This is a genomic window from Clostridium sp. CTA-5 (genome assembly GCF_054768135.1).
In genome coordinates, this window is the sequence record NZ_BAAAAT010000011.1 from 52,380 (window position 1) to 77,079 (window position 24,700).

Annotated in this window: 26 protein-coding genes, 4 tRNA genes and 1 riboswitch; of the genes, 29 read left to right on the top strand and 1 reads right to left on the bottom strand. The window is 28.7% G+C overall.

The window, feature by feature from the left end:
- The first annotated feature begins 245 nt into the window (after window positions 1-245).
- From prfA to mreB, 23 genes are all read left to right on the top strand, one after another.
- Complete coding sequence (prfA, locus tag ACYUET_RS16135; protein ID WP_460281335.1) at window positions 246-1,328, top strand: peptide chain release factor 1; 1,083 nt, start codon at window positions 246-248, stop codon at window positions 1,326-1,328.
- An 83-nt stretch (window positions 1,329-1,411) separates the two neighbouring features.
- The gene (locus ACYUET_RS16140) at window positions 1,412-1,999 is read left to right on the top strand and encodes a hypothetical protein (RefSeq protein WP_460281336.1); all 588 of its coding nucleotides are present in this window, start codon (window positions 1,412-1,414) and stop codon (window positions 1,997-1,999) included.
- 20 nt (window positions 2,000-2,019) lie between these two features.
- Entirely contained in the window at window positions 2,020-3,069 is a 1,050-nt protein-coding gene (locus tag ACYUET_RS16145) for an L-threonylcarbamoyladenylate synthase (protein ID WP_460281337.1), read from the top strand.
- 118 nt (window positions 3,070-3,187) lie between these two features.
- Window positions 3,188-3,637, top strand: a complete 450-nt coding sequence (rpiB, locus tag ACYUET_RS16150; RefSeq protein WP_460281338.1) for a ribose 5-phosphate isomerase B — start codon at window positions 3,188-3,190, stop codon at window positions 3,635-3,637.
- 76 nt (window positions 3,638-3,713) lie between these two features.
- A complete protein-coding gene (upp, locus tag ACYUET_RS16155; protein WP_460281340.1) occupies window positions 3,714-4,343 on the top strand; it encodes a uracil phosphoribosyltransferase in 630 nt (209 codons plus the stop codon).
- 140 nt (window positions 4,344-4,483) lie between these two features.
- Window positions 4,484-4,978 (top strand): cytidine/deoxycytidylate deaminase family protein, encoded by a 495-nt coding sequence (locus tag ACYUET_RS16160; protein ID WP_460281341.1) that lies wholly within the window; start codon window positions 4,484-4,486, stop codon window positions 4,976-4,978.
- Window positions 4,979-5,115: 137 nt separating this feature from the next.
- Window positions 5,116-6,264 (top strand): non-hydrolyzing UDP-N-acetylglucosamine 2-epimerase, encoded by a 1,149-nt coding sequence (wecB, locus tag ACYUET_RS16165; RefSeq protein WP_460281342.1) that lies wholly within the window; start codon window positions 5,116-5,118, stop codon window positions 6,262-6,264.
- 124 nt (window positions 6,265-6,388) lie between these two features.
- Entirely contained in the window at window positions 6,389-7,570 is a 1,182-nt protein-coding gene (locus ACYUET_RS16170; RefSeq protein WP_460281343.1) for an acetyl-CoA C-acetyltransferase, read from the top strand.
- Window positions 7,571-8,482: 912 nt separating this feature from the next.
- The gene (locus ACYUET_RS16175) at window positions 8,483-8,848 is read left to right on the top strand and encodes a hypothetical protein (RefSeq protein WP_460281344.1); all 366 of its coding nucleotides are present in this window, start codon (window positions 8,483-8,485) and stop codon (window positions 8,846-8,848) included.
- Window positions 8,841-9,530, top strand: coding sequence for a F0F1 ATP synthase subunit A (locus ACYUET_RS16180; RefSeq protein ID WP_460281345.1), 690 nt, complete (start codon window positions 8,841-8,843; stop codon window positions 9,528-9,530). Before ACYUET_RS16175 ends, ACYUET_RS16180 begins: the two co-directional genes overlap by 8 nt.
- A 34-nt stretch (window positions 9,531-9,564) precedes the next feature.
- Complete coding sequence (gene atpE / locus ACYUET_RS16185) at window positions 9,565-9,780, top strand: ATP synthase F0 subunit C (protein ID WP_460281346.1); 216 nt, start codon at window positions 9,565-9,567, stop codon at window positions 9,778-9,780.
- A gap of 53 nt (window positions 9,781-9,833) precedes the next feature.
- Complete coding sequence (locus ACYUET_RS16190) at window positions 9,834-10,313, top strand: F0F1 ATP synthase subunit B (RefSeq protein ID WP_460281348.1); 480 nt, start codon at window positions 9,834-9,836, stop codon at window positions 10,311-10,313.
- Between the two features lie 2 nt (window positions 10,314-10,315).
- Window positions 10,316-10,855: a F0F1 ATP synthase subunit delta gene (locus tag ACYUET_RS16195; RefSeq protein WP_460281350.1), complete on the top strand. Its 540-nt coding sequence runs from the start codon at window positions 10,316-10,318 to the stop codon at window positions 10,853-10,855.
- A gap of 10 nt (window positions 10,856-10,865) precedes the next feature.
- Window positions 10,866-12,380 (top strand): F0F1 ATP synthase subunit alpha, encoded by a 1,515-nt coding sequence (gene atpA / locus ACYUET_RS16200; protein WP_460281352.1) that lies wholly within the window; start codon window positions 10,866-10,868, stop codon window positions 12,378-12,380.
- A 40-nt stretch (window positions 12,381-12,420) separates the two neighbouring features.
- Window positions 12,421-13,272: an ATP synthase F1 subunit gamma gene (gene atpG, locus ACYUET_RS16205; protein ID WP_460281353.1), complete on the top strand. Its 852-nt coding sequence runs from the start codon at window positions 12,421-12,423 to the stop codon at window positions 13,270-13,272.
- Between the two features lie 14 nt (window positions 13,273-13,286).
- Complete coding sequence (atpD, locus tag ACYUET_RS16210; protein WP_460281355.1) at window positions 13,287-14,678, top strand: F0F1 ATP synthase subunit beta; 1,392 nt, start codon at window positions 13,287-13,289, stop codon at window positions 14,676-14,678.
- 15 nt (window positions 14,679-14,693) lie between these two features.
- A complete protein-coding gene (gene atpC, locus ACYUET_RS16215) occupies window positions 14,694-15,089 on the top strand; it encodes an ATP synthase F1 subunit epsilon (protein ID WP_460281356.1) in 396 nt (131 codons plus the stop codon).
- Window positions 15,090-15,326: 237 nt separating this feature from the next.
- Window positions 15,327-15,974: a hypothetical protein gene (locus tag ACYUET_RS16220; RefSeq protein ID WP_460281358.1), complete on the top strand. Its 648-nt coding sequence runs from the start codon at window positions 15,327-15,329 to the stop codon at window positions 15,972-15,974.
- Window positions 15,975-16,118: 144 nt separating this feature from the next.
- Window positions 16,119-17,381: a UDP-N-acetylglucosamine 1-carboxyvinyltransferase gene (murA, locus tag ACYUET_RS16225; RefSeq protein WP_460281360.1), complete on the top strand. Its 1,263-nt coding sequence runs from the start codon at window positions 16,119-16,121 to the stop codon at window positions 17,379-17,381.
- Between the two features lie 192 nt (window positions 17,382-17,573).
- Window positions 17,574-18,608 (top strand): stage II sporulation protein D, encoded by a 1,035-nt coding sequence (gene spoIID, locus ACYUET_RS16230; RefSeq protein ID WP_460281362.1) that lies wholly within the window; start codon window positions 17,574-17,576, stop codon window positions 18,606-18,608.
- Between the two features lie 264 nt (window positions 18,609-18,872).
- A complete protein-coding gene (locus tag ACYUET_RS16235; RefSeq protein WP_460281364.1) occupies window positions 18,873-19,607 on the top strand; it encodes a peptidoglycan DD-metalloendopeptidase family protein in 735 nt (244 codons plus the stop codon).
- A 123-nt stretch (window positions 19,608-19,730) separates the two neighbouring features.
- Complete coding sequence (gene spoIIID / locus ACYUET_RS16240; protein WP_219777933.1) at window positions 19,731-19,982, top strand: sporulation transcriptional regulator SpoIIID; 252 nt, start codon at window positions 19,731-19,733, stop codon at window positions 19,980-19,982.
- A gap of 82 nt (window positions 19,983-20,064) precedes the next feature.
- On the top strand, window positions 20,065-21,099 hold the full coding sequence (gene mreB / locus ACYUET_RS16245; RefSeq protein ID WP_219777932.1) for a rod shape-determining protein: 1,035 nt from the start codon (window positions 20,065-20,067) through the stop codon (window positions 21,097-21,099).
- Between the two features lie 48 nt (window positions 21,100-21,147).
- Here mreB and yyaC read toward each other — a convergent pair whose 3' ends face one another.
- Window positions 21,148-21,696 (bottom strand): spore protease YyaC, encoded by a 549-nt coding sequence (gene yyaC / locus ACYUET_RS16250; RefSeq protein ID WP_460281366.1) that lies wholly within the window; start codon window positions 21,694-21,696, stop codon window positions 21,148-21,150.
- Window positions 21,697-21,806: 110 nt separating this feature from the next.
- Here yyaC and ACYUET_RS16255 point away from each other — a divergent pair, with 110 nt between their 5' ends.
- The 6 genes from ACYUET_RS16255 to metK all read left to right on the top strand — a co-directional run bounded on the left by ACYUET_RS16255 (window position 21,807) and on the right by metK (window position 24,349).
- A complete protein-coding gene (locus ACYUET_RS16255; protein ID WP_460281368.1) occupies window positions 21,807-22,262 on the top strand; it encodes a hypothetical protein in 456 nt (151 codons plus the stop codon).
- A 110-nt stretch (window positions 22,263-22,372) separates the two neighbouring features.
- Window positions 22,373-22,457: transfer RNA gene (locus ACYUET_RS16260), tRNA-Tyr, on the top strand.
- 6 nt (window positions 22,458-22,463) lie between these two features.
- Window positions 22,464-22,539: transfer RNA gene (locus ACYUET_RS16265), tRNA-Val, on the top strand.
- 26 nt (window positions 22,540-22,565) lie between these two features.
- A tRNA-Thr gene (locus tag ACYUET_RS16270) sits at window positions 22,566-22,640 on the top strand.
- Between the two features lie 9 nt (window positions 22,641-22,649).
- Window positions 22,650-22,734 (top strand) — tRNA-Tyr (locus ACYUET_RS16275).
- 214 nt (window positions 22,735-22,948) lie between these two features.
- Window positions 22,949-23,050: riboswitch (SAM riboswitch) on the top strand.
- 123 nt (window positions 23,051-23,173) lie between these two features.
- Window positions 23,174-24,349 (top strand): methionine adenosyltransferase, encoded by a 1,176-nt coding sequence (gene metK, locus ACYUET_RS16280; RefSeq protein WP_460281370.1) that lies wholly within the window; start codon window positions 23,174-23,176, stop codon window positions 24,347-24,349.
- The last annotated feature ends 351 nt before the right edge of the window (window positions 24,350-24,700 follow it).

A 24,700-nucleotide genomic window follows, 5' to 3' on the forward strand; every position in this document is an offset into this window, starting at 1 on the left:
AGTATATAATGTAGTATTTTTTGTAAAAAAAGTTAGTAAAATTTAAAATTGTTAATGTATAAGTTATAGTTAAGTTTGTTGCTTAAAAGTCGAAAAATATGATATAATACCAAGTGGTTCTTAATTTTTAGATGAAGTTCATTTATTTAACCTAAGGCTTTGTTCATCTAAAAGTCAGGATGATTTATCCAACTATAGTTAAACACTTGGATAAAATGTGTAAAAATGAAATACGGAGTGATTAAATGTTATTAGATAAATTAGCTTTTATAGAAAATAAATATGATGAATTATCAGTTAAAATTAGTGACCCATCAATTATGCAAAATCAAAATGAATGGAGAAAGCTTTGTAAAGAACAAGCTGACTTAGAGATAATTGTAAATGCATATAGAGAGTATAAGCAAGTAACAGAAGATCTTGAAGCAAATAAAGAGATGTTAACTGAAGAAAGCGATAAAGAAATGAGAGAAATGTTAAATGAAGAAATATCTTCTTTAACAACTAGAGAACAAGAATTAGAACAAGAAATTCAAATATTATTACTTCCTAAAGATCCAAATGACGATAAGAACGTTTTTGTTGAAATAAGAGGAGGTGCAGGTGGAGATGAAGCAGCTCTATTTGCATATAACTTATTTAGAATGTATACAAGATATGCAGAAAATCAAAGATGGTCTACTGAAATAATGAGTTTAAATGAAACAGATATTGGTGGATTTAAAGAAGTTGTCTTTATGATTAAGGGTAATGGAGCTTACTCAAAATTAAAGTATGAAAGTGGAGTACATAGAGTTCAAAGAGTTCCTGATACTGAATCAAGTGGAAGAATTCATACATCAACTGCAACAGTAGCTGTTTTACCAGAAGTTGATGATGTAGAAATTGAAATTGCTGATAAAGATGTTAGAATTGATGTATTTAGAGCATCAGGTCACGGTGGACAATGTGTAAATACTACAGATTCAGCTGTTAGAATTACCCATTTACCTACAGGACTTGTAGTTTCATGTCAAGATGAAAAGTCTCAATTAAAAAATAAAGAAAAGGCTATGAAGGTTCTTAGATCAAGATTATTTGAAAAAGCTGAACAAGAAAGAGCTGATGGAATAGCTGAAGATAGAAAGAGTCAAGTAGGAACTGGTGATAGAAGTGAAAGAATCAGAACTTATAACTATCCACAGGGAAGAATTACTGACCATAGAATAGGATTAACATTATATAAATTAGAGGCATTTTTAGCTGGAGATATTGATGAAGTAATAAATGCACTAATTACAGCAGATCAAGCAGAAAAGATGAAAAAAATGGGAAATAGCAATATGTAAGGCATTATTAATGAATGCCTAAGTATTATTTGAAAGCCTTACATTTTATATGTGAGGCTTTTGAATAATAGGAGGAATGAGTTATGGATATTTATACTGCTATAAAAAAAGAAAAATTATCATTAAAGGGATTTATAACTTTTATGATTATGATAGCCATTTTTTTACCTATAGCATTATTTTTAACAGGACTTTTTAATATGTTTTATTTATTTTTTTTAGCATTTATTGAATTTTTAATAGTTATAGCTATAATACTTAGATTTAATAGTTATAAGGTAGAATATAAATGCAATAATAACAAATTAAGTTTTAGAACAGGAATATTTACAAGTAAATCGTTAGTTTTTTGTGATAGAGTAGTTTTAGTACATACAAATAAATCAGATTATGACATGGAAATAATAGTTATAACAAATTTAGCTTTTAAAAATAAGATGTTAAAACCGGTAGTGCCTAATTTTCTTAAAAGGTATCCAGAAATCAAAAAGGAATATTTAAAAATACAAGAATTTAGTCCAGATAAATCTTATTATTTTCAAGTTATAAGAAAAGGTGGATTGAAAAAATATTTATTATTAGATTGTATATATAAAAATTGTGTAAAAGCTGTTTATACAGATTATAGTATACAAAATATTAAAATTGCACGAGGACAGACAATAGTTTAGCAAGAAAGAAGGAAGTTGTTTTGAAAACAAATATTGTTGTGGTTAATAATATTTTTGATGACCAAGAAAAAATAAAAGTAGCAGCTGATGTAATAAAAAGAGGTGGAATAGTTGCCTTTCCAACGGAAACAGTTTATGGCTTAGGTGCAGATGCACTTAATGAGGAAAGTGTTAAAAAAATATTTATAGCTAAAGGTAGACCACAAGATAATCCATTAATTGTCCATGTTGCATCAAAAAAAATAGATTCATTAGTTGAAAGTGTTCCAGAAGTTGCTCAAAAGCTTATGGATAAATTTTGGCCAGGACCATTAACAATAATTTTAAAGAAAAAAGGTATAATACCTAATGTAACTAGTGCTAATTTAGATTCAATTGGGATTAGAATGCCAAATGATGAAATAGCATTAAAATTAATAGAATTATCAAAAACTGTTATAGCAGCCCCATCTGCTAATATTAGTGGTAGACCTAGTCCTACTGATGTTCAAAGATGTATAGAAGATTTAGATGGTAAGGTTGATTGTATAGTAGGTGGACATAAAAGCATTATTGGTGTAGAATCTACAATTGTGGATTGTACTGTTAATCCACCATTAGTATTAAGACCAGGTGGAATAACATTAGAAATGTTAAAAGAAATAGATTCAAGAATAGAAATAGATAAAGCCATAATGGAAAAGCCTAGTGAAGACCTAAAACCTAAAGCTCCAGGAATGAAGTATAGACATTATGCTCCAAAAGCAAAAGTTACAATAATATCTGGTGAAAGAAAAAAAACTATTGAAAAAATTAACGAAATAGTACACAATTATATAGATAACAATAAGAAAGTATGTATACTTACTGTAGAAGAGCATGAGCATGAATATAAAGAAGGTACTAAAATGGTATTAGGAAGCATTAAAGATTTATCTACAGTAGCTCAAAATTTATTTGAAGCATTAAGAAAATGCGATGATTTAGGAGCAGATTTTATTTTAGCAGAAGCTTATGAAGAAAAAGGGGTTGGAATTGCCATAATGAATAGATTAAATAAAGCAGCAGGATTTGATATTATTAAAGTATAATTAAATAATTTATAATAATTTGATTTTATTATTCTTTGAAATAAAAAAAGACGAAGTTAGAATTTAATACTTTTTCTTTTTTTTTTATGAATAAATATATTATTGGAGGTTTTACAATATGAAAATAGCAATTGGTTGTGATCATGGTGGATTTGAATTAAAACAAGAAATTATATCATTTTTAAAATCAGAAGGACATGAAGTTAAAGACTTTGGTACAGATACTAAAGATTCTTGTGACTATCCAGATATTGCGCTACCTGTAGCTGAAGCAGTTGCAGCAAAAGAATATAAATTAGGAATATTGATCTGTGGAACAGGAATTGGTATAGGAATTAGTGCTAACAAAGTTCCAGGAATTAGAGCAGCATTATGTTCTGATACATTCAGTGCACATGCTACAAGACAACATAATGATGCTAATATATTAACATTAGGTCAAAGAGTAGTTGGTGCAGGTCTTGCATTAGATATAGTAAAGACTTTTATATCAGCTGAATTTGAAGGTGATAGACATACAAAAAGAATAAATAAAATTAGTGAAATAGAAAAAAAATACAGTAAATAATAATTTGTAAAGTAAGTTATAGTTTAAAACATAGCTTTTAATAAAAATAAATTATGAATATTAGGAGGAAGAAAAAATGAGTAAAGTAATAGAGGTAAAACATCCGTTAGTGCTTCACAAGCTTTCAATGATAAGAAGTAAGAAAACAGGAAGTAAGGATTTTAAAGAATTAGTTAAAGAAGTTTCAACTTTATTAACTTATGAAGCAACAAGAGATTTAAATATGGATGAGGTTGAAATTGAAACTCCAGTTTGTAAAACTAAATGTAAAGTAGTATCTGGTAAAAAGGTAGCTATAGTGCCTATATTAAGAGCAGGACTTGGAATGGTTGATGGAGTGCTTAGTTTAATACCAGCTGCTAAAATTGGACATATTGGATTATATAGAGATGAAGAAACATTAAAGCCTGTAGAATACTTTTGCAAACTTCCAAAAGATATTGAAGAAAGAGATGTAATTGTAGTAGATCCTATGCTTGCAACAGGAGGATCAGCAGCAGATGCATTAACTATGTTAAAAGAAAAAGGAGCAAAAAGTTTAAAACTAATGTGTTTAATATCAGCTCCAGAAGGTATAGAATTAGTGCAAAAACAACATCCGGATGTTGATATATATGTAGCATCTATAGATGAAAAATTAAATGAAAATGGATATATAGTACCAGGACTTGGAGATGCAGGAGATAGATTATTCGGAACTAAATAGTAATTAGTTAAAAATAATGATAAAAGGGACTATCTTAAAATTAATTTTTTAAGACAGTCCCTTTAACTTTATTATTTATACTTATGATATATGGTATAATCAACATATATTATATAATGTTACTTTTAGGAGAGTATAAAATGGAACGAAGAATTAAAGATAATTATTATTTAGATATTGCTGAAACAGTTTTAGAAAGAGGAACATGTTTAAGAAGAAATTATGGATCTATTATAGTTAAAAATGATGAAATAATTTCAACTGGATATACTGGAGCTCCCAGAGGAAGAAAAAATTGTATAGATATGAATAGATGCATAAGAGAAGAATTACAAATTCCAAGAGGAACTCATTATGAACTGTGTAGAAGTGTACATAGTGAGGCAAATGCTATAATTAGTGCTTCAAGAAGAGATATGATTGGTGCAACTTTATACTTAGTAGGAAAAGATGCTAATACAAAGGAATATGTAAAGAATGCAAATTCTTGTTCTATGTGTAAAAGACTTATAATCAATTCTGGTATTGATTATGTTGTTATAAGAGATAGTAAAGATATATATAGAAAAATAGATGTATCAGAATGGATAGACAATGATGATTCTTTAAATATTAAATCCAATCTAGGGTATTAAGATTAAAAATATAAGTATAAATTAAAGAATATATAATGGTATATTGATAAAAATATAATCAAAATATAAATTTATAGTTAGATATAACCATATGGAAAAAATAAAATATTTATAAATAAAGGCTAGGAGGAAGTAAAGTGAGCAAAACGAAAGTTATAACGATATTTGGTACAAGACCAGAGGCAATAAAAATGGCTCCTTTAGTAAAGGAATTAGAAAAAAGAGAGGAAATAGAATCTAAAGTCTGTGTTACTGCACAACATAGAGAAATGTTAGATCAAGTATTAGACTTATTTGATATAAAACCTGATTTTGATTTAAATATAATGAAAACAAGACAAACATTAACAGGAATAACTAATAAAGTATTAGAGGGTTTAGAAGAAATATTTGAAAAAGAAAAACCTGATATGATATTAGTACATGGAGATACAACAACAACTTTTGCAGGTTCGTTAGCAGCTTTCTATCAACAAATTAGGGTTGGACATGTAGAAGCAGGACTTAGAACTTTTAATAAATATTTTCCGTTTCCAGAGGAGATGAATAGAAAATTAACAGGAAGTTTAGCTGACTTACATTTTGCTCCAACAAAAGGCTCAAAAGAAAATTTATTAAGAGAAGGTATAAAAGAATCAGATATTTATATAACTGGAAATACTGTAATAGATGCTATGGAGCACACTGTTGAAGAGGATTATAAATTTGTAAATGAAGAACTTCAAAAAATAGATTTTAATAAAAAAGTTATAATGGTTACAGCTCATAGAAGAGAAAATTGGGGAGAAGGAATAGAAAATATTTGTGAATCTCTAAAGAAAATAGTTGAGGAAAATTCGGATGTTGAAATAGTATATTTAGTTCATTTAAATCCTGTTGTTAAAGACGTTGTATTTAATAAACTTGGCAGTATGGAAAGAGTACATTTGTTACCACCATTAGATACTAAAGAAACTCATAATTTAATGAATAAGTCATTTATGGTTATGACAGATTCAGGTGGATTACAAGAAGAAGCACCACACTTAGGTAAACCAGTATTAGTATTAAGAGATGTAACTGAAAGACCGGAAGCTGTAGAATATGGAACTGTTAAATTAGTAGGTACTAATGTGAAAAACATAGTAGATGAAGCTATGAAATTAATTAATAATACTGAAGAGTACAGCAAGATGAGTAAAGCTGTAAATCCATATGGAGATGGTGTAGCATCGATTAGAATAGCAGATGCTATATTAAAATATTTTAATCTTAGCAAAAAAGAGGTAAGTGAATTTAAAAGATAGAGTTTGTTTAAATTTTAACAATTAACCCTTGAAAAATGTGAGAAAATTATGTATAATTAAATTATGTTAATAATTTAACGATATCAATATTAAAATATATATAATTTTTAGGAGGATTTATACGATGAAAGAAGTAGTTATTGTAAGTGCAGTAAGAACTGCATTAGGAAGCTTTGGCGGATCATTAAAAACAGTTCCAGCAGTAGATTTAGGAGCTACAGTAATTAAAGAAGCTGTAAAAAGAGCTGGAGTTAAAGCAGAATTAGTTGAAGAAGTTATAATGGGTAATGTAATTCAAGCAGGTTTAGGACAAAATCCAGCTAGACAATCAGCTGTTAAAGCAGGATTACCAGTAGAAATCCCAGCAATGACAATCAATAAGGTTTGTGGATCAGGTTTAAGAGCAGTTGGATTAGCAGCTCAAATGATTAAAGCTGGAGATGCTGATGTAATAATAGCTGGTGGTATGGAAAACATGTCAGCAGCACCATATGTATTACCAGGTGCTAGATGGGGCCAAAGAATGGGCGATGCTAAAATGGTTGATACAATGATTAAAGATGGTTTATGGGATGCATTTAACAACTATCATATGGGTGTTACTGCTGAAAATATAGCTAAACAATGGGGATTAACTAGAGAAGAACAAGATGCTTTCTCAGCTTCATCACAACAAAAAGCTCAAAAAGCAATTGAAAGCGGAAGATTCAAAGATGAAATAGTTCCAGTTATGATTCCACAAAGAAAGGGAGAACCAAAAGTATTTGATACTGATGAATTCCCAAGATTCGGAACAACTACAGAATCTTTAGCTAAATTAAAACCAGCTTTCCTTAAAGATGGTACTGTAACTGCAGGTAATGCATCAGGAATTAATGATGGAGCAGCAGCTTTCGTTGTTATGAGTGCTGATAAAGCAGCTGAATTAGGACTTAAACCATTAGCTAAAATAGTTTCTTATGGATCAAAAGGATTAGATCCTTCTATAATGGGATACGGACCATTCCATGCAACTAAGAAAGCTTTAGAAGTAGCTAACTTAACAATTGATGATATGGATTTAATCGAAGCTAATGAAGCTTTTGCAGCTCAAAGTTTAGCAGTAGCTAAAGATTTAAAATTTGATATGGAAAAAGTTAATGTTAACGGTGGAGCTATTGCATTAGGACATCCAGTTGGAGCATCTGGTGCTAGAATTCTTGTTACATTACTTCATGAAATGGAAAAGAGAGATGCTAAAAAAGGTTTAGCAACACTTTGTATAGGTGGAGGAATGGGAACAGCTCTTATAGTTGAAAGACTATAATAATTGTTAATATTCTTTAAACACAAAGCTGTTATAATGTAGAACATTATAACAGCTTTTGTTTATTCTTTAGAAATTATATTATTAAAGAATAAACAGAAGCTTAAATTGTAATTTTAGATAAAAGTTAATAAATATAGATTAAAGAATAAAAAAATAGAAGATATTTGTAAGTTAGATTTTTTGATTATATGCTTAAAAACTAGATATGTAAATAAATGAACACTTCTATGTCTGACTTAGATATTTTGTTACTTTGTTAAAAATATACATGCTTAATAAAATAAATAATTAAATTAATGTATAAAAATATATATAATATAAAAATATATAGTATAGGTTTAAACAAGTAATCTTTAAATTATCGAATGAAAGAATTCTTACAAAAATTCTAAATATTGATACTTTATCTTTATATTGCATAAAATGTATGCAAGAAGTAAGAAAAAATCTTTGATAAACAATTATAAATACCATTTTATAAAGTCTACATAAGCACTTATAAGTATTTTATTATTAAATATAAAAATAAATAATTGAATAAATTTATTTGTTTGTATTCATTAGTACAAAAAAAAAATTACAAATTTATATATTAAAATTTAATTAAATACATAAAAATAAAGAAAATATTATAAATTTTAATAAAATTCGAAATGTAAATGTTATCAACAATAAGAATAAGTTCCTTCTTAAGACTGAATATTCAGTTAATTGAAAGATTGTCCTAGAACAAAATCATATTATATAAATAATAAAAGAAAAACGGATTTTAACTGCATATTTATAAGAAAATGAGAGTTAAATTAACACAGTGACAATAAAAAGCAATTTATTAATAAAAACGACGTTTTATTAAAGTTTGATATGGAGATATAATATCTGATATCAACGGGAAAAGAGGAAAAAAATATGGATAATGAGGTTATTAAGCTACTTAAAGATATGAGCAAAATTGATTTAAGTGCTGGTATTATAATGTTTTTTATTATATGGTTCTTTTCTTCTTTAACAAATGGAATGATATATTTATTGGGGATAGTAGTATCGCTACTAAATTTTATTGTAAGTGCATATATTACAGTAAATTTCTTAAAATATAATAAGCGAAATAAATATATGCCTATAATTACTTTTTTTAAAATAGCTGCAATAATTGCTATAGCAGCACCGTTTATAAAAAGTATAACATTAACATTTTTTTATATGCTTGGATTTGTTTCGCATTATATATTACTAATAATAAACTGCATAAAAAATAGGAAAGGAAGTGTTTAAGTTGGAGTCTAGTAGACTTATATACTCCTTTAAAATTGGAAATTTCCCTATTGATATTACTCCAGAGATAATAATTCAATGGGCGATAATTTTAATTTTATGGGTAGGTGCCTGTTTATTAACGAGAAATCTAAAGCAGAAGCCTAATAAGAAACAAGCAGCTTTAGAGAAACTTTACGAAACAGTAAAGTCACTTGTTAACAGTACCATGGGTGAAAACTATGCTCATTTTGTACCGTATGTAGGAACTTTAATAGTTTACCTATTATTTTTAAACTTTACAGGTTTAGTCGGTATAGAGCCACCAACTCAGAATTTGAGTGTAACTTTCGGACTTGCAATTACAACTTTTTTAGTTATTAATGTAAATGCAATTCTTAAAAGAGGTCCAGGAGGTTACGTAAAAGGCTTTACACACCCCTTTGCTGTTATGTTACCAATAAACATTATGGAAAGAGTAATGCTTCCAGTATCTTTAGCACTGCGACTTTATGGTAACATGTTAGCAGCAACAATTTTAGTAGAATCAGTCTATCATGCATTAGCTGGTATAGGAGTATTAGCACAACTTGGTACGCCTATAATAGTTCATGGATATTTTGACTTGTTCGATGGAACAATTCAAATGCTTGTATTTACAATGTTAACAATGATTAACATTAAAACTACAGCAGAACATTAATTTTAACAGAATAATTTTTAAGGAGGAATTCATAATGAATTTAGCATTAATAGGAGCAGGTATTGCTGTATTAACTGGATTAGGAGCAGGAATAGGTATAGGTATAGCTACAGGAGGAGCAACTCAAGGTATAGCTAGACAACCAGAAGCAGCAGGTAAAATTCAAACAGCTTTAATCATAGGAGCAGGTCTTGCAGAAGCAACAGCGATTTATGGTTTAATAGTTGCATTTATGTTATTATCAAAATAATAAATTATATGAGTTAATAATCTTGACTCCGAAGGGAGGATATAAATAAGTATATGGATATTAATATTTCAACTTTATTAATGACTTTAGTTAACTTTTTCATTTTAGTTCTTATATTAAAGCACTTTTTCTGGAGTAAAATTCAACTAGTAATAGACGAAAGACAAAACTATGTTGATGAAAAATTAATTAAAGCTGATGAGGATTCTGAAAAAGCAAGAATGTATTTATTAGAAAATCAAAAAATTCTTCAATCAGCTAAAGATGAAGCTAAAAAGATTACTGAAAATCAAAAGGTAAAAGCAGATAAAATATATCAAGATATTATTGAAGATGCTAATCAAGAAGCTAAATCATTAAGAGAAAGAGCTAAAATAGATATACAAAGAGAAAAAGAAAAAGCAGAGTATGAAGTTAAAAAACAAGCAATAGATTTAGCAGTAGAGCTTTCAATTAAAGCATTAGAAGAAAGCATAGATGACAATAAACATAGAGAACTTATAAGTGATTTTATTACTAAGGTAGGTATGTAACTATGTATGAATATTTAGATAGGCGATATGCCTTAGCACTTTATCAAGTTGCTGAAAAAAATGGAAAAGTTGAAGAGTATTTACAAGATTTAAGAGAAGTATGTGACATTATTGAAAGTAATCCTGAATTTTTTGAGGTAATCAAACATCCTCAAATAAGCACAAAAAAGAAAAAAGATACATTTATTAAGATATTTAAAAATCAAATAGATGGGGAACTACTTTCCTTCCTTCTTATATTAATTGAAAAAGATAGAATTCTTTATTTAAGAGAAAAATTAAATGAGATGGAAAAGATAGACCTTGAAAGAAAAAATACTTTAACTGGTGTTGTAAAAACAGCTATTCAAATTTTACCAGAAGAATTAGAAAAAATAAGAAATATTTTTGAAAAAAAATATGATAAAAACATATTGTTCAAAACTGAAGTAGACAAGAGCCTTTTAGGCGGAGTATATGTAAGGATTGAACACGAGGTCATAGATGATACTGTAAAATCTAAAATAGAAGAAATGAAAGATTTAATGCTTAAGCAGAATTAGAGGTGAGTCCATGAATATTAAACCAGAAGAGATAACTTCTATTATAAAAAAAGAAATAGAAAAATATGAAAAACAAATAAAAACAGTAAATTCTGGTACTATAATTCAAGTTGGTGATGGAGTTTCAAGAGTTTATGGATTAGATGATTGTATGGAAGGTGAATTATTAGAATTCCCTAATAATGTCTATGGTATGGCTCTGAATCTTGAACAAGACAATGTTGGATGTGTTCTTTTAGGATCTGAAGAAGGAATAAAAGAAGGTGACATTGTTAAAGGAACAGGAAATATAGTAAAAGTTCCAGTAGGTGAAGCTTTAATTGGTAGAGTAGTTAATTCATTAGGTGAACCAATTGATGGTAAAGGCCCAATAAATACAAACGAAACTAGACCAATAGAAGTTCATGCTCCAAGTATAATAGATAGAAGTTCGGTTAACGAACCACTACAAACCGGAATTAAAGCGATTGATTCAATGATTCCAATCGGTAAAGGACAAAGAGAACTTATAATCGGTGATAGACAAACAGGAAAAACTGCAATATGTATAGATACTATCTTAAACCAAAAAGGTAAAGATGTTATATGTATTTATGTGGCTATAGGACAAAAACAATCTACAGTTGCACATATTGTTAACACATTTACTGAAATGGGTGCTATGGACTATAGTATAGTAGTAAGTTCTACAGCAGCAGATTCAGCACCATTACAATATCTTGCACCATATGCTGGATGTAGTATAGGTGAATATTTCATGAATCAAGGAAAAGATGTATTAATTATTTATGATGATCTTTCTAAGCATGCAGTAGCTTATAGAGCTATGTCATTATTACTTAGAAGACCACCAGGCAGAGAAGCTTATCCAGGAGATGTTTTCTATATTCATTCAAGATTACTTGAAAGAGCGGCTAAATTATCTCCAGAATTAGGCGGAGGTTCATTAACAGCTCTTCCAATTATAGAAACACTAGCGGGAGACGTTACAGCGTATATACCAACAAATGTTATATCTATAACAGACGGTCAAATATTCTTAGAATCAGGTTTATTCTTAGAAGGGCAAAGACCAGCTGTAAATGCAGGTATATCAGTTTCAAGAGTTGGTGGTAATGCACAAATTAAAGCGATGAAACAAGTAAGTGGTACTCTAAGATTAGATCTTGCACAATTTAGAGAATTAGAAGCATTCGCACAATTTGGATCAGATTTAGATAACGATTCTAGTAGAAGACTAGAAAAAGGTAAGAGATTAATGGAAGTATTGAAGCAAGATCAATATCAACCAATGGATGTTACAAAACAAATAGTAATACTATATGCAACAGTTAATGATTTCTTATCAGATGTTAAAGTTAGTGACATAAGAAGATTCGAAAAAGAATTTTTAGAATATATGGACACTCATTATAGAGATATTGAAAACTCAATTATTGAAGAAAAAACTTTAACTAATGAAATAAAATCAAGGTTAGAGGAAGCAATAGTTGAATTTAAAAAAATATTTTTAAAAGATGCATAGCTTAATTTTAAGCTATGCCCTTCTTTAGGAGGTGGAAATCATGTGTGCAGCTGGATTAATTGATATAAAAAGAAGAATTAAATCCGTTGAAAGTACAAGAAAAATTACTAATGCTATGGGACTTGTTGCCACTTCTAAGTTAAGAAAGTCTAGAAATGAATTATCATTAAATAATAAATTCGTTGAATCAACTGAACAAATTGTTAAAAAACTAGCAAATGCAATTTCTGGTGAAGAACAAAGTATTTATTTTAAAGGGAATAATAGTAAAGATAAATTGTACATAGTTATTACATCAGAGACTGGGTTATGTGGAGGATTCAATGGTAATGTAGTATCTTACTTGGAAAGACTAGTGAAAAATGAAGATGGAGATACAAAGATTGTTGTAGTTGGAAAAAGAGGAATAAGCTATGTTAAAAAAGTAGGCTTTGAGCCAATTAATGAATTTGTAGATATTTCTGATATACCGACTGTTACAGAAGCTAAAGTTATTTTTGAAAAGGCTCTTGAGATGTATATTAATGGAGAAGTTTCAGAAGTTAATATTGTATATTCTGAATTTATTTCACCTGTTAAACAGCAACAAAAATCTGTTAAGATTTTACCTATAGAAAAGCCTGATAAGGGATCAAGTGATTGTATTATTGAACCTAATATAGAACAGGTTTTAAGAGATTGCTCAAATATTTATTTAAAAGCAAAGGTTAGAAGCATTTTATTAAGTTCAAAATGCAGTGAACAAAGTTCAAGAATGACGGCAATGGATGGAGCTACTCAAAATGCTAATGATTTGTTATCTAATTTAAACCTTAAGTTTAATAGAATAAGACAACAAGTTATTACACAAGAAATAAGCGAAATTGTTGGAGGAGCAGAAGCTCAAAAATAGTAAGGAGGTATCTTATGCCTGGAAAGATGGGAAAAGTAGTTCAAGTAATTGGACCAGTAATAGATATAAAATTCGATTCAGACTCACTTCCTAATTTATATAATGCAATTAGTATAAATATGGGAGATCATGAATTAGTAGCTGAAGTTGAACAACATGTTGGAGACGATATTGTTAGAACAATTTCAATGGCAGCTACTGAAGGTGTAAAAAGAGGAATGGAAGCTACTGATACAGGAAAGCCTATTTGTGTTCCAGTAGGTAGTGAAGTATTAGGAAGACTATTTAATGTTTTGGGAGCTCCTATAGATAATGCAGGAGAAGTAATTGCAAAAGAGGAATACCCAATTCATAGACCAGCTCCTAGTTTTAAAGATCAATCAGTTGAACCTGAGATGTTTGAAACAGGAATTAAGGTTATAGATTTACTTGCACCATATCAAAGAGGTGGTAAGATAGGTCTATTTGGAGGAGCTGGAGTTGGTAAAACAGTATTAATCCAAGAGTTAATAAATAATATAGCTAAAGAACACGGTGGATTATCAGTTTTCACAGGTGTTGGAGAAAGATCAAGAGAAGGTAATGATTTATATCATGAAATGAAAGACTCAGGAGTTATTAATAAGACTGCTTTAGTATTTGGTCAAATGAATGAACCACCAGGTGCTAGAATGAGAGTTGCTTTAACTGGATTAACTATGGCAGAGTATTTTAGAGATCAAGGTCAAGATGTATTATTATTCATAGATAATATATTTAGATTTACTCAAGCAGGTTCAGAAGTTTCAGCTTTACTTGGAAGAATACCTTCAGCTGTTGGATACCAACCAACATTAGCTACGGAAATGGGTGCACTTCAAGAAAGAATAACATCAACTGTTAACGGATCTATAACATCAGTTCAAGCTGTATATGTTCCAGCCGATGACTTAACAGACCCGGCACCAGCTACAACATTCTCACATTTAGATGCAACTACAGTTTTATCAAGAAGCATAGTTGAACTTGGTATATATCCTGCAGTAGATCCATTAGAATCTTCATCTAGAATATTAGATCCAAGAGTAGTTGGAGAAGAACACTATAAAGTTGCTACAGAAGTAAAAAATGTTCTTCAAAAGTATAAAGAATTACAAGATATTATAGCAATACTTGGTGTAGATGAATTATCAGATGAAGATAAATCAGTTGTGGCTAGAGCAAGAAGAATTCAAAGATTTTTATCACAACCATTTACTGTTGGAGAACAATTTACTGGTATGCCAGGAAAATATGTTCCTATAAAAGAGACAATAAGAGGATTTAAAGAAATATTAGAAGGTAAACATGATAATTTACCTGAATCAGCATTCTTATTTGTTGGCTCTATTGATGATGTAGCAGAAAAAGCTAAAAAGTTAGGATAAAGGGGATGAGCAACGATGGCTAATACCTTTTTATTAAAAATTGTTACTCCTACTGATGGTGTGTATAATGGAGAAGTAGAAAAAGTATTTTTAAAAAATACTAGTGGAAACTTAGAAATATTAGCAAATCATGCAGAGATGATAACAAGTACAATACCTTCTGTTATTAAAATAAAAAATGCCGAAGGAAAAACAGAAGAGATATTTGTTGCTACAGCAATCGCAAGTGTTGATTCAAATGGTGTAACTATATGTAGTGATGCAGCAGAAAAACCAGATGAAATAGACCTTGAAAGAGCAGAAAAAGCTAAAGAGAGAGCTGAAAAAAGATTAGAAGATAATAATTATAATAAGCATAGAGCTGAATTAGCATTAATGAGAGCTGTTGAGCGTATAAAATTAAAAAGATAAAAGCTTAAGAGGGGATACCTCTTAAGCTTTTATCTTTTTGGCTTTGAAAATTATAAAAAGTCAAATGTACGAGAAAATTCACGTTTCATAGTAGCATTGGCAAATTTTTATTATTAATCATATTAAATTATCACAAATTAACGGAAAATCTATATATTATATTATAAACTTAAATAAAAACAGAATAGAAATTGAAATAGCTGAGCATAATTAAAGAAATGAATAGGGGGTATAGGTATGAGAATTAAGATTAGTTTAATGTTACTTATATTGATATCATTTTTAAATATGGGAGCTATTTCTAAGCAACAGATGATTAATAAGTCCTTCTATGAAATAGAAAATAGCATGCTAAATAAAAGTCAATTTGAAGAGAATGGTGTAAAAATCCAATTTAAAACTAAAAGAAGTATTGAAGAAGAATATTTATTAATTAAGCAAAATCTAATTAACAATATTCAAGGGATATATAGTGAAGTTGACAAAAATAAATTTGGAATATTGAATAATAATTTTAATATTAGTGCAAATTTATGGAGTGTAGACAATTATACTTATGTTGAAGTTATCTTAATAAATACTAATTCTGAATATAAAATAGAATACTTACAGAATATATTAAAAACTTTAAGTGATAAAACATCAGAAAATATACAAATGTTTTTATATTATAAAGGGAAAGTAGAAAATATATCAAGTGATAAATTTAGGAATTGGTTAAATGCTTCACAAGATATTAAAGATCTAGATATAATAGAAATTAATAATGGCTATACAGGCACTGGAAGTTTAAAAGATGGAGAGAAAGTTAATTTTGCACTGTCTAACTATAATACTGATTCGTATGTAATTATTGCTACACCAATAGTATTTACAACATATTAAAGCATTAAAAATAAAGTAATAATTCATTTTTAATAAAGAAAGACTAGGATTATACACTAAATATATAATAAAATTCTAGTTATTTTCTTGATTAAAAAATTGTGTTTTATTTTTTGTGTTTAACAATTATTTATGGAGGATAATATGGAAAAAATAATAGTTAAAGGTGTAAAAAAACTTAATGGTGAAGTTAATATAAGTTGTGCTAAGAATTCAATACTACCTATAATTGCAGCAACTATATTATGTCCAGAGAGTATTACTATAAATAATACTCCTATGTTAGAGGATGTAGAGGTCATTTGTAAAGTATTAGCTAAATTAAATTGTGAAGTCAATTTTTCTAAAATAGATAATAAGTTAAGGATTGATACTAGTAATATAAATCCTGAAAATACTAATACAGATTTAATAAAAAAAATGAGGGCATCATTTTTAATAATGGGATCTATGCTTGCGAGATTTGGTTACTGCAAGCTGTGTTTGCCAGGTGGATGCAATATAGGGAGTAGACCTATAGATTTACATCTTAAAGGATTTAAACTACTTGGTGCAGATGTAAACATTGGATATGGATTTGTAGAAGTAAAAGCAAAAAAATTAATTGGTAATAGAATATATCTTGATTTCCCTTCAGTTGGAGCTACTGAAAATATATTAATGGCAGCTGTTTTAGCAGAAGGAACAACAATAATAGAAAATGCAGCTGAAGAGCCAGAGGTTGAGGATCTTGCTAGATTTTTAAATAAAATGGGTGCAAAAATAGAAGGTGCAGGAAGAGGAAAAATTATTATACATGGAGTAAAAAGTTTAAAAGGTATAGATTATACCCCTATATACGATAGAATAGAAGCAGGGACATTTATGATAGCAGCAGGAATAACAAATAGTAGGATAAAAATTAATGGGGTTAATGAAGAACACCTAAGACCCGTTATAGAAAAACTAAAAGAGTGTGGATTTTTATTTAGCAAATATAATGAAAATTCTATTATAGTAGATGGAACAAAAATGAAAAAAGCAGTTGATATAAAAACATTACCATACCCTGGTTTCCCAACTGATATGCAAGCACAAATTATGAGTCTTTTAGCTATTACACAAGGAATAAGTATTATAACAGAAACTGTATTTGAAAATCGATTTATGCATGTTACAGACTTAACAAGAATGGGAGCTAATATAAAAATAGATGGAAGAACTGCAATCATAGAAGGAGTTTCTAGATTAACTGGATGTGAGGTTAAGGCTACAGACTTAAGAGCTGGAGCAGCGATGATTTTAGCAGGATTAGCAGCTGAGGGAGAAACTATAATAGGTGATATTTATCATATAGATAGAGGATATGTTAATGTAGAAGAGAAGTTCAGAAAATTAGGTGCAGAGGTTTATAGAATCGATGTATAAACTTAAAGGGCAAGATTAGATAATCTTGCCCTTTAAGTTTATATTTTAGTATAGAAGAATTCTTAGAGTCTAAGATATCTATTTTATAAATAATATGAGAATATAATATTAAAAGTATTTTAATAAATGCTTAACATAATTCTTAAAATTAGAGCATATATTTATTTGTAGGGACTTAGAGAGGGGATAAGTATGAAGTATAAAATAAATAAAGATGTTAAGCTTGTTGCTTCAACCACGTTAATTATAGTAGTAGTATTAATTTTATTTCCTATAGTTTTTTTAAACTTTGATTTTAACAAATTTAAGCCTTTTAATATTAATGATAGTGTTATAAAAAAATCAACAGAAGTAGAACTTTCTAAAGATAAAAAAGTTAAGTTATATAGAAAATCTGAGAATAAAGTTTATGAATTAAACTTAGAAGATTATATTACATCGGTAGTCTCTGGTGAAGTGCCAGCTAATTTTGATGAAGAAGCTTTAAAAGCACAAGCTGTAGCAGCAAGGACTTATTATGTAAATAAAATAAATAATCCATGTAAGGATGCAGAAAAAAATGGTGCAGAAATATGTGATACTACACATTGTCAAGTTTATATAGATAAAGAATCAAGAATGGAAAGTTGGAGTAAAAAAGAAGCAGCAGATAATTGGGGGAAAATAAAAAAAGCAGTTGATGATACAAAAGGTCAAATTCTTGTTTATGATGGTAAAGTATTAGAATATCCTCAATTTTTTGCAGTAAGTTCTGGAAAAACAGAAGATGCAAAAGATGTATTTTCATCAGATATACCATATCTTAAATCGGAAGAAAGTAAAGGAGAGGAAATTGCACCAAAATATAAAAGCTCAGTTGAGATAAATAAAAAGGAGTTTATTAATAAAATTAATAATCAATATCCTAATGCAAAAATAACAGAAAAAAATATATCATCTGCTATAAAAGTGAAATCTTATACTGAAAGTGGAAGCGTAAAAGAACTCCAATTAGGTGACGAGGTAATAAAGGGTAAAGACTTTAGAACTTTATTTAATTTAAATTCAACTAATTTTAAATGGGATATAAACAATAACGTTATAAAAATAGATTGTACTGGATATGGTCATGGTGTTGGTATGAGTCAATGGGGAGCAAATGTTATGGCTAAAGAGGGGAAAAAATATGATGAAATATTAAAACATTATTATAATGGAGTAGAAATTGAAGAGATAAAATATAAATAAAAGATGATAATTAATAGGTAGACCTTATTGGAAATTATATACATTAAATTAAATAATAGGTTAAAAATAGATTGAATAGTTTATTTTAAATTAATGAAATAAACTATTCAATCATTTTAATCTATTATTTTTTTGCTCTTTTTTTGAGATGCTTAAATACAAAATTTTATTTGTATTTAAATTAAGTTAATTTTTATCTATAAAAATCATTATTAGTGTATTAATTTCTATAAAAGGGAAATAATGAGAAAAGGAGGTGTTAATATGGACAAAAATTTTAAACATAAGTTTAGAGATTTATTTAGAAAGGAGAGCTTTTATATTGCTTTGTTTTTATGTCTTTGCATAATGGCAGCAGTAGGTACAGTTTCTTATAAAAGAATAAATAGCCATAAGCAATTAATTAAGACACAAGAACAACAAAAAGAGGTAGCACTAAATATTAATGATAAAAGCGCAACTAATGAAATTCCAAATGCGGAGAGAGTAGAGAATGCAACTAATAAAAATAATGAAAAGAAAGAAGTAGCATCTAAAGAAAATTCTAAAACTGTTTCATCTACTAGTACAACTACTAAGCTATCAAATCCAATAGATGGAGCTATAAGCAGGGGATATACTTATCCTAAACCAGTAAAGGTTGAGGACAATGTATACAGAACAATTAGAGGAATAAATGTAAGTTCTAAGGTTGGAGCAGAAGTTAAAGCAGCATCTGAAGGTGTTATTGAAACAGTAGAAAATTCAGGTGTTGAAGAAGGTGTAATTGTACAAATTAAACATGCAAATGGATTAAAGACAAGATACGGAAACCTTGACAAGGATGTATCAGTTAAGGTTGGAGATAAAGTTACAACTAATCAAGTTATCGGTAAAGTAGGGAATAGTGCTAAATTATTTGATACTAAAGATTATGGAGAATTTTTAAATTTACAAGTAATTAATGCTAATGGAGAACAAGTAAATCCAGAAAAATATTTTAGTTTTAAAGCAAAATAAAGATTAATGAAAAATATTAACCAGTTATTTTATTAATTTAAAATGCTGGTTAATACATAACTAGATTATAGAAATTAAAAATTTATTTAGTTAAAAATATAGTAATTTAAGGGAGGTTATATTTTGAAGGATTACATTGAAGAAAGGGTATTAGAAGTTGCAAAATATATTATAGATTCAAAGGCTACAATAAGAAAAACAGCCAAAGTTTTTGGCGTAAGTAAGAGTACTATTCACAAAGACATGACAGAAAGACTTCCTAAAATAAATCCTATGATTGCAAAAGAAACTCATTCTATTTTGGAATTAAATAAAGCTGAACGTCATATTAGAGGTGGAAAAGCTACTAAAATGAAATATAAAGCTATTGAATGATACGAATATTGAGGTTATAATATAGTATTAGTAGAATTATGTTATTAATGGCAAGAATATACGTTTTAGGAGTGAATGAGGAATGTGGTTTTGGAGAACTGGGACAGACCTTGGAATTGATTTAGGTACAGCTACTGTATTAGTTTATGTAAAGGGAAAAGGTGTTATATTAAAAGAGCCTTCTGTAGTAGCAATTAATAAAAATAATAATAAATTATTAGCAGTTGGAGAAGAAGCAAGAAAGATGATAGGTCGTACGCCTGGAAATATAGTTGCTGTTCGTCCACTAAGAGATGGTGTTATTTCTAATTATGATGTGACAGAAAGAATGCTAAAAGAGTTTATAAGAAAAGCATGTGGAAAGAGGAATATTACAGCACCTAAAGTTATAGTTTGTGTGCCTTCTCAAGCCACTGAGGTAGAAAAGAGAGCAGTTCTTGATGCTGCAAGAAATTCAGGAGCAAAAACAGTTCATTTAATTGAAGAACCATTAGCAGCCGCTATTGGTGCAGGTGTTGACATAAGTAAGCCTAATGGAAATATGGTTGTAGATATTGGAGGAGGAACTTGCGATATTGCAGTTATTTCATTAGGTGGTATTGTTGAAAGAAGCTCAATTAAGGTTGCTGGAGATAAATTCACTGAAGCTATTATAAAGTATGTAAGAAATAAGTACAAAATAATGATTGGAGAAAAAACAGCTGAAGATTTAAAAATAAACATAGGTGCTGCTTTTAAAGGGTCTAGAAATTTGACCGCTATGATGAAAGGTAGAAATTTAGTAACAGGACTACCTGATGAATTAGAGATAAGCACAGAAGAAGTAAGAGAAGCATTAGAAGAGTCAGTAGAATACATAATTGATGCTGTAAAAGCTGTATTGGAAAGAACTCCACCTGAGTTAGCAGCAGATATTATAGAAAAAGGTATTTTAATGACTGGTGGTGGCGCATTATTATATGGATTAGATAAGCTTATAGAGTTTAGAACTGGTGTTGAAGTAACTATAGCTGAAAATTCTGTTGAATGTGTTGCTGAAGGAACTGGAGCTGTTTTGGGACAATTAGATAAATTAGATAGTGCTTTAAATTCACAAGAAATAGTTCTTATTGAATAAGGCAATAAAATCAAACCCTAAAATATAAATTTTAGGGTTTGATTTTATTTATATATTTTTATTGAAAGAAAAATCATTTTTACTGAGATTATAAGCTTCAATTAAAGAATTTGATATTAATTTTGCCATATCCATAACTAATGATAATCTGATACTATATGATGAAAAAAGTTGAGAATTATTAACTGAATCTACTATACCTATTATAGAAGCAATACCAACTTCAGGTAAATCTTTACCAACTCCTTTACCTGGATGTATTGCATAATCTCTTGTATGAATTTCTCCGATAGCACTTTTGTCACCTAAACAAGCATCCACTCCAATTATAGGTGAGTTAGGATGCTTTTTATATATTTCATCTAAACGAGCATCTATATTTAATGCATGTATAGGATGTGATAATGTTCCATATATAGGTAAAGGAAATGAATTATCTATTAAAATAGATCCAACTAAAGGCCCTAAACAATCTCCAATACATTTATCAGTACCAATACAAACTATTACAGTTTCATCACTCATATACTCTTTAAGTGCTTCAGAAATTTTACAACAAGCAATTGGTGATTTATAGTTTATTTTATGCTTAGTCAAATGAAATACCTCCTTCTTAAAATATATATATGATATAGTTGGATAAAAATGATAAAAGTGGGAATAAAAAATCCACTATATGGAAAATAATAAAGTTAGAGGTGATAATTGTGAGAAAGATTATAACTTATGTATTTATGGGAGTTGCAGTAATAATGAATGCATATTTAATTTTTTATTGGAATCCAAAAGACTATACAGATAAAATAGCAAAGTCACAGAATGATTGTATAAATGTTATGTCATATTCAAAACCTATATATACAAAAAATAAAGATACAATAAAGGAAAATTTGTGTGATGAAGATAAAAAAGATTTAAATAGAATAATATCAAAATTATCAACAACTGACATCGGGAGAATAAAAGAATGTTTAAAAATAAAAGACGATACTAAAAGTGTAGTTGGAACTTTTAAAATATTTAGCACTAGATTATCAAGAAATGATTACCTAAGAGTTAGAGATATATGTTCAGATTTTATAGACCTTAAATATTTAGATGAGGAATTAAAAAAAATCAAGTTATGCCTTAAAATAGAGTATTTTATAAAAAAACATAGATAAATAGATTTAATTTGCTTAAATGGTCAGATAGTGTGCTTGAAATAAAATGATTTTGAATATATACTAGTCATTGTTGATCGACAGAAATCAACTAACAAAAAAATAAATACGGAGGAATTCCCGAGTGGCCAAAGGGGGCAGACTGTAAATCTGTTACGTTTCGTTTCGATGGTTCRAATCCATCTTCCTCCACCAAATTATGGGCGCATAGCTCAGCTGGGAGAGCATCTGCCTTACAAGCAGAGGGTCACAGGTTCGAGCCCTGTTGTGCCCACCATAATTACTAAAAATAAAATAATCTATGCTGGCATGGCTCAACGGTAGAGCAGCTGACTTGTAATCAGCAGGTTGTAGGTTCGATTCCTATTGCCAGCTCCAATTAAATATGGAGGAATTCCCGAGTGGCCAAAGGGGGCAGACTGTAAATCTGTTACGTTTCGTTTCGATGGTTCAAATCCATCTTCCTCCACCAAAAAGAACAAGTTTTTTGTTCTTTTTTTATTTATACAAAAAATTATAAAATTTTTATATTTGAAAATTTTATAGAAGTTTGATAGAATTTATGTATATTTAAAATAAAAATATGTTAAGCTTTTTAGTATATGTTAAAATTAATAAAAAATAGAATTATCATATTGACCGTTTAAAATTAATATGATAAAATTGTTTAAAAATTAAATATTATACTCTTATCAAGAGAGGTGGAGGGAAAAGGGCCCGATGAAACCCGGCAACCTGTTATTTACAAGGTGCCAATTCCTGTAGAATTATATTCTACAAGATAAGAGAGATTATGTTATATTCTCTTCTTATCTGAAGGGTTTTTTTTATGTATAATAATATAATTATTATCAATATTATTATATATAGAGGTTTTAACAATTAAAGCTTAAAAATGAAAGGAGAAAACTATGAAGAGATTATTTACTTCAGAGTCAGTTACAGAAGGGCATCCAGATAAAATGTGTGATCAAATTTCAGATTCTATTTTAGATGCTATTTTAGAAAAAGATCCTACTGCTAGAGTTGCATGTGAAACTTGCACAACAACAGGTATGGTTATGGTTATGGGGGAAATAACAACAAATTGTTATGTTGATATTCCTAAAGTGGTTAGAGAAACAGTAAGAAACATTGGTTATGATAGAGCAAAATATGGTTTTGATTGTGATACTTGTTCTGTTATTACAGCTATAGATGAACAATCAGCAGATATTGCTATGGGTGTAGACGAAGCTTATGAATCAAGAAAAGGTGATAAGGATGATGTTGAAGCTGTAGGAGCTGGAGATCAAGGTATGATGTTTGGATTTGCTACAAATGAAACAGAAGAATTTTTACCACTTCCAATAGCAATGGCTCATAAATTATCAAGAAGACTTACAGAAGTAAGAAAGAATGGTACTTTAGAATACTTAAGACCAGATGGTAAAACTCAAGTTACTGTTGAATATAAAGATAATAAACCAAAAAGAATTGATACTATTGTTATTTCAACTCAACATGGAGAAGATGTGTCATTAGAAACAATAGAAAAAGATATTAAAGAACATGTTATAAAAGCTGTAGTACCAGCAGAATTATTAGATAGTGAAACAAGATATTTCATAAATCCAACTGGAAGATTCGTTGTTGGTGGACCACAAGGAGATTCAGGATTAACTGGTAGAAAGATTATTGTTGATACTTATGGTGGTTACGGTAGACATGGTGGTGGAGCTTTCTCAGGAAAGGATCCAACTAAAGTAGATAGATCTGCTGCATATGCTGCAAGATGGGTAGCTAAGAATTTAGTAGCTGCAGGAGTTTCAGACAAGTTAGAAATACAATTAGCTTATGCTATCGGAGTTGCAAAACCAGTTTCTATTGAAGTTGAAACTTTTGGAACAGGAAAAATGGGAGAAGATAAGATAGTTGAAATTGTAGAAAAGGTATTTGACTTAAGACCAGGTGCTATAATTAGAGATCTTGATTTAAGAAGACCTATCTACAAGCAAACAGCTGCTTATGGACATTTCGGAAGAACTGATGTTGATTTACCATGGGAAAATTTAAATAAAGTTGAAGAAATAAAAAAATATATATAAGTTCCAATAAAGTTTGTTCATTAATATAAATCTTAGAATATTTATAAATGATATGACTCACCAGTATAGTGAGGAACTTATATAGAAAATTTATAAGATATATGATTCTAACTAAATATCGTTAATTAAGGATATAATTTTCTATAACAATTATATAAAAGATTATAAATATAATAATTTAATTAGAAGATATATATATAATTATTTTTCAATTTAAATAATTATAAAGGACTATTTCAAAACATATTTATGTATTTGAAATAGTCCTTTATTTATATTTTTTATAAATCCCCAGTTTCTGCTATTTTTATTATTTTGGATGTTTTAGTAATTTATATGTATGTATATTTT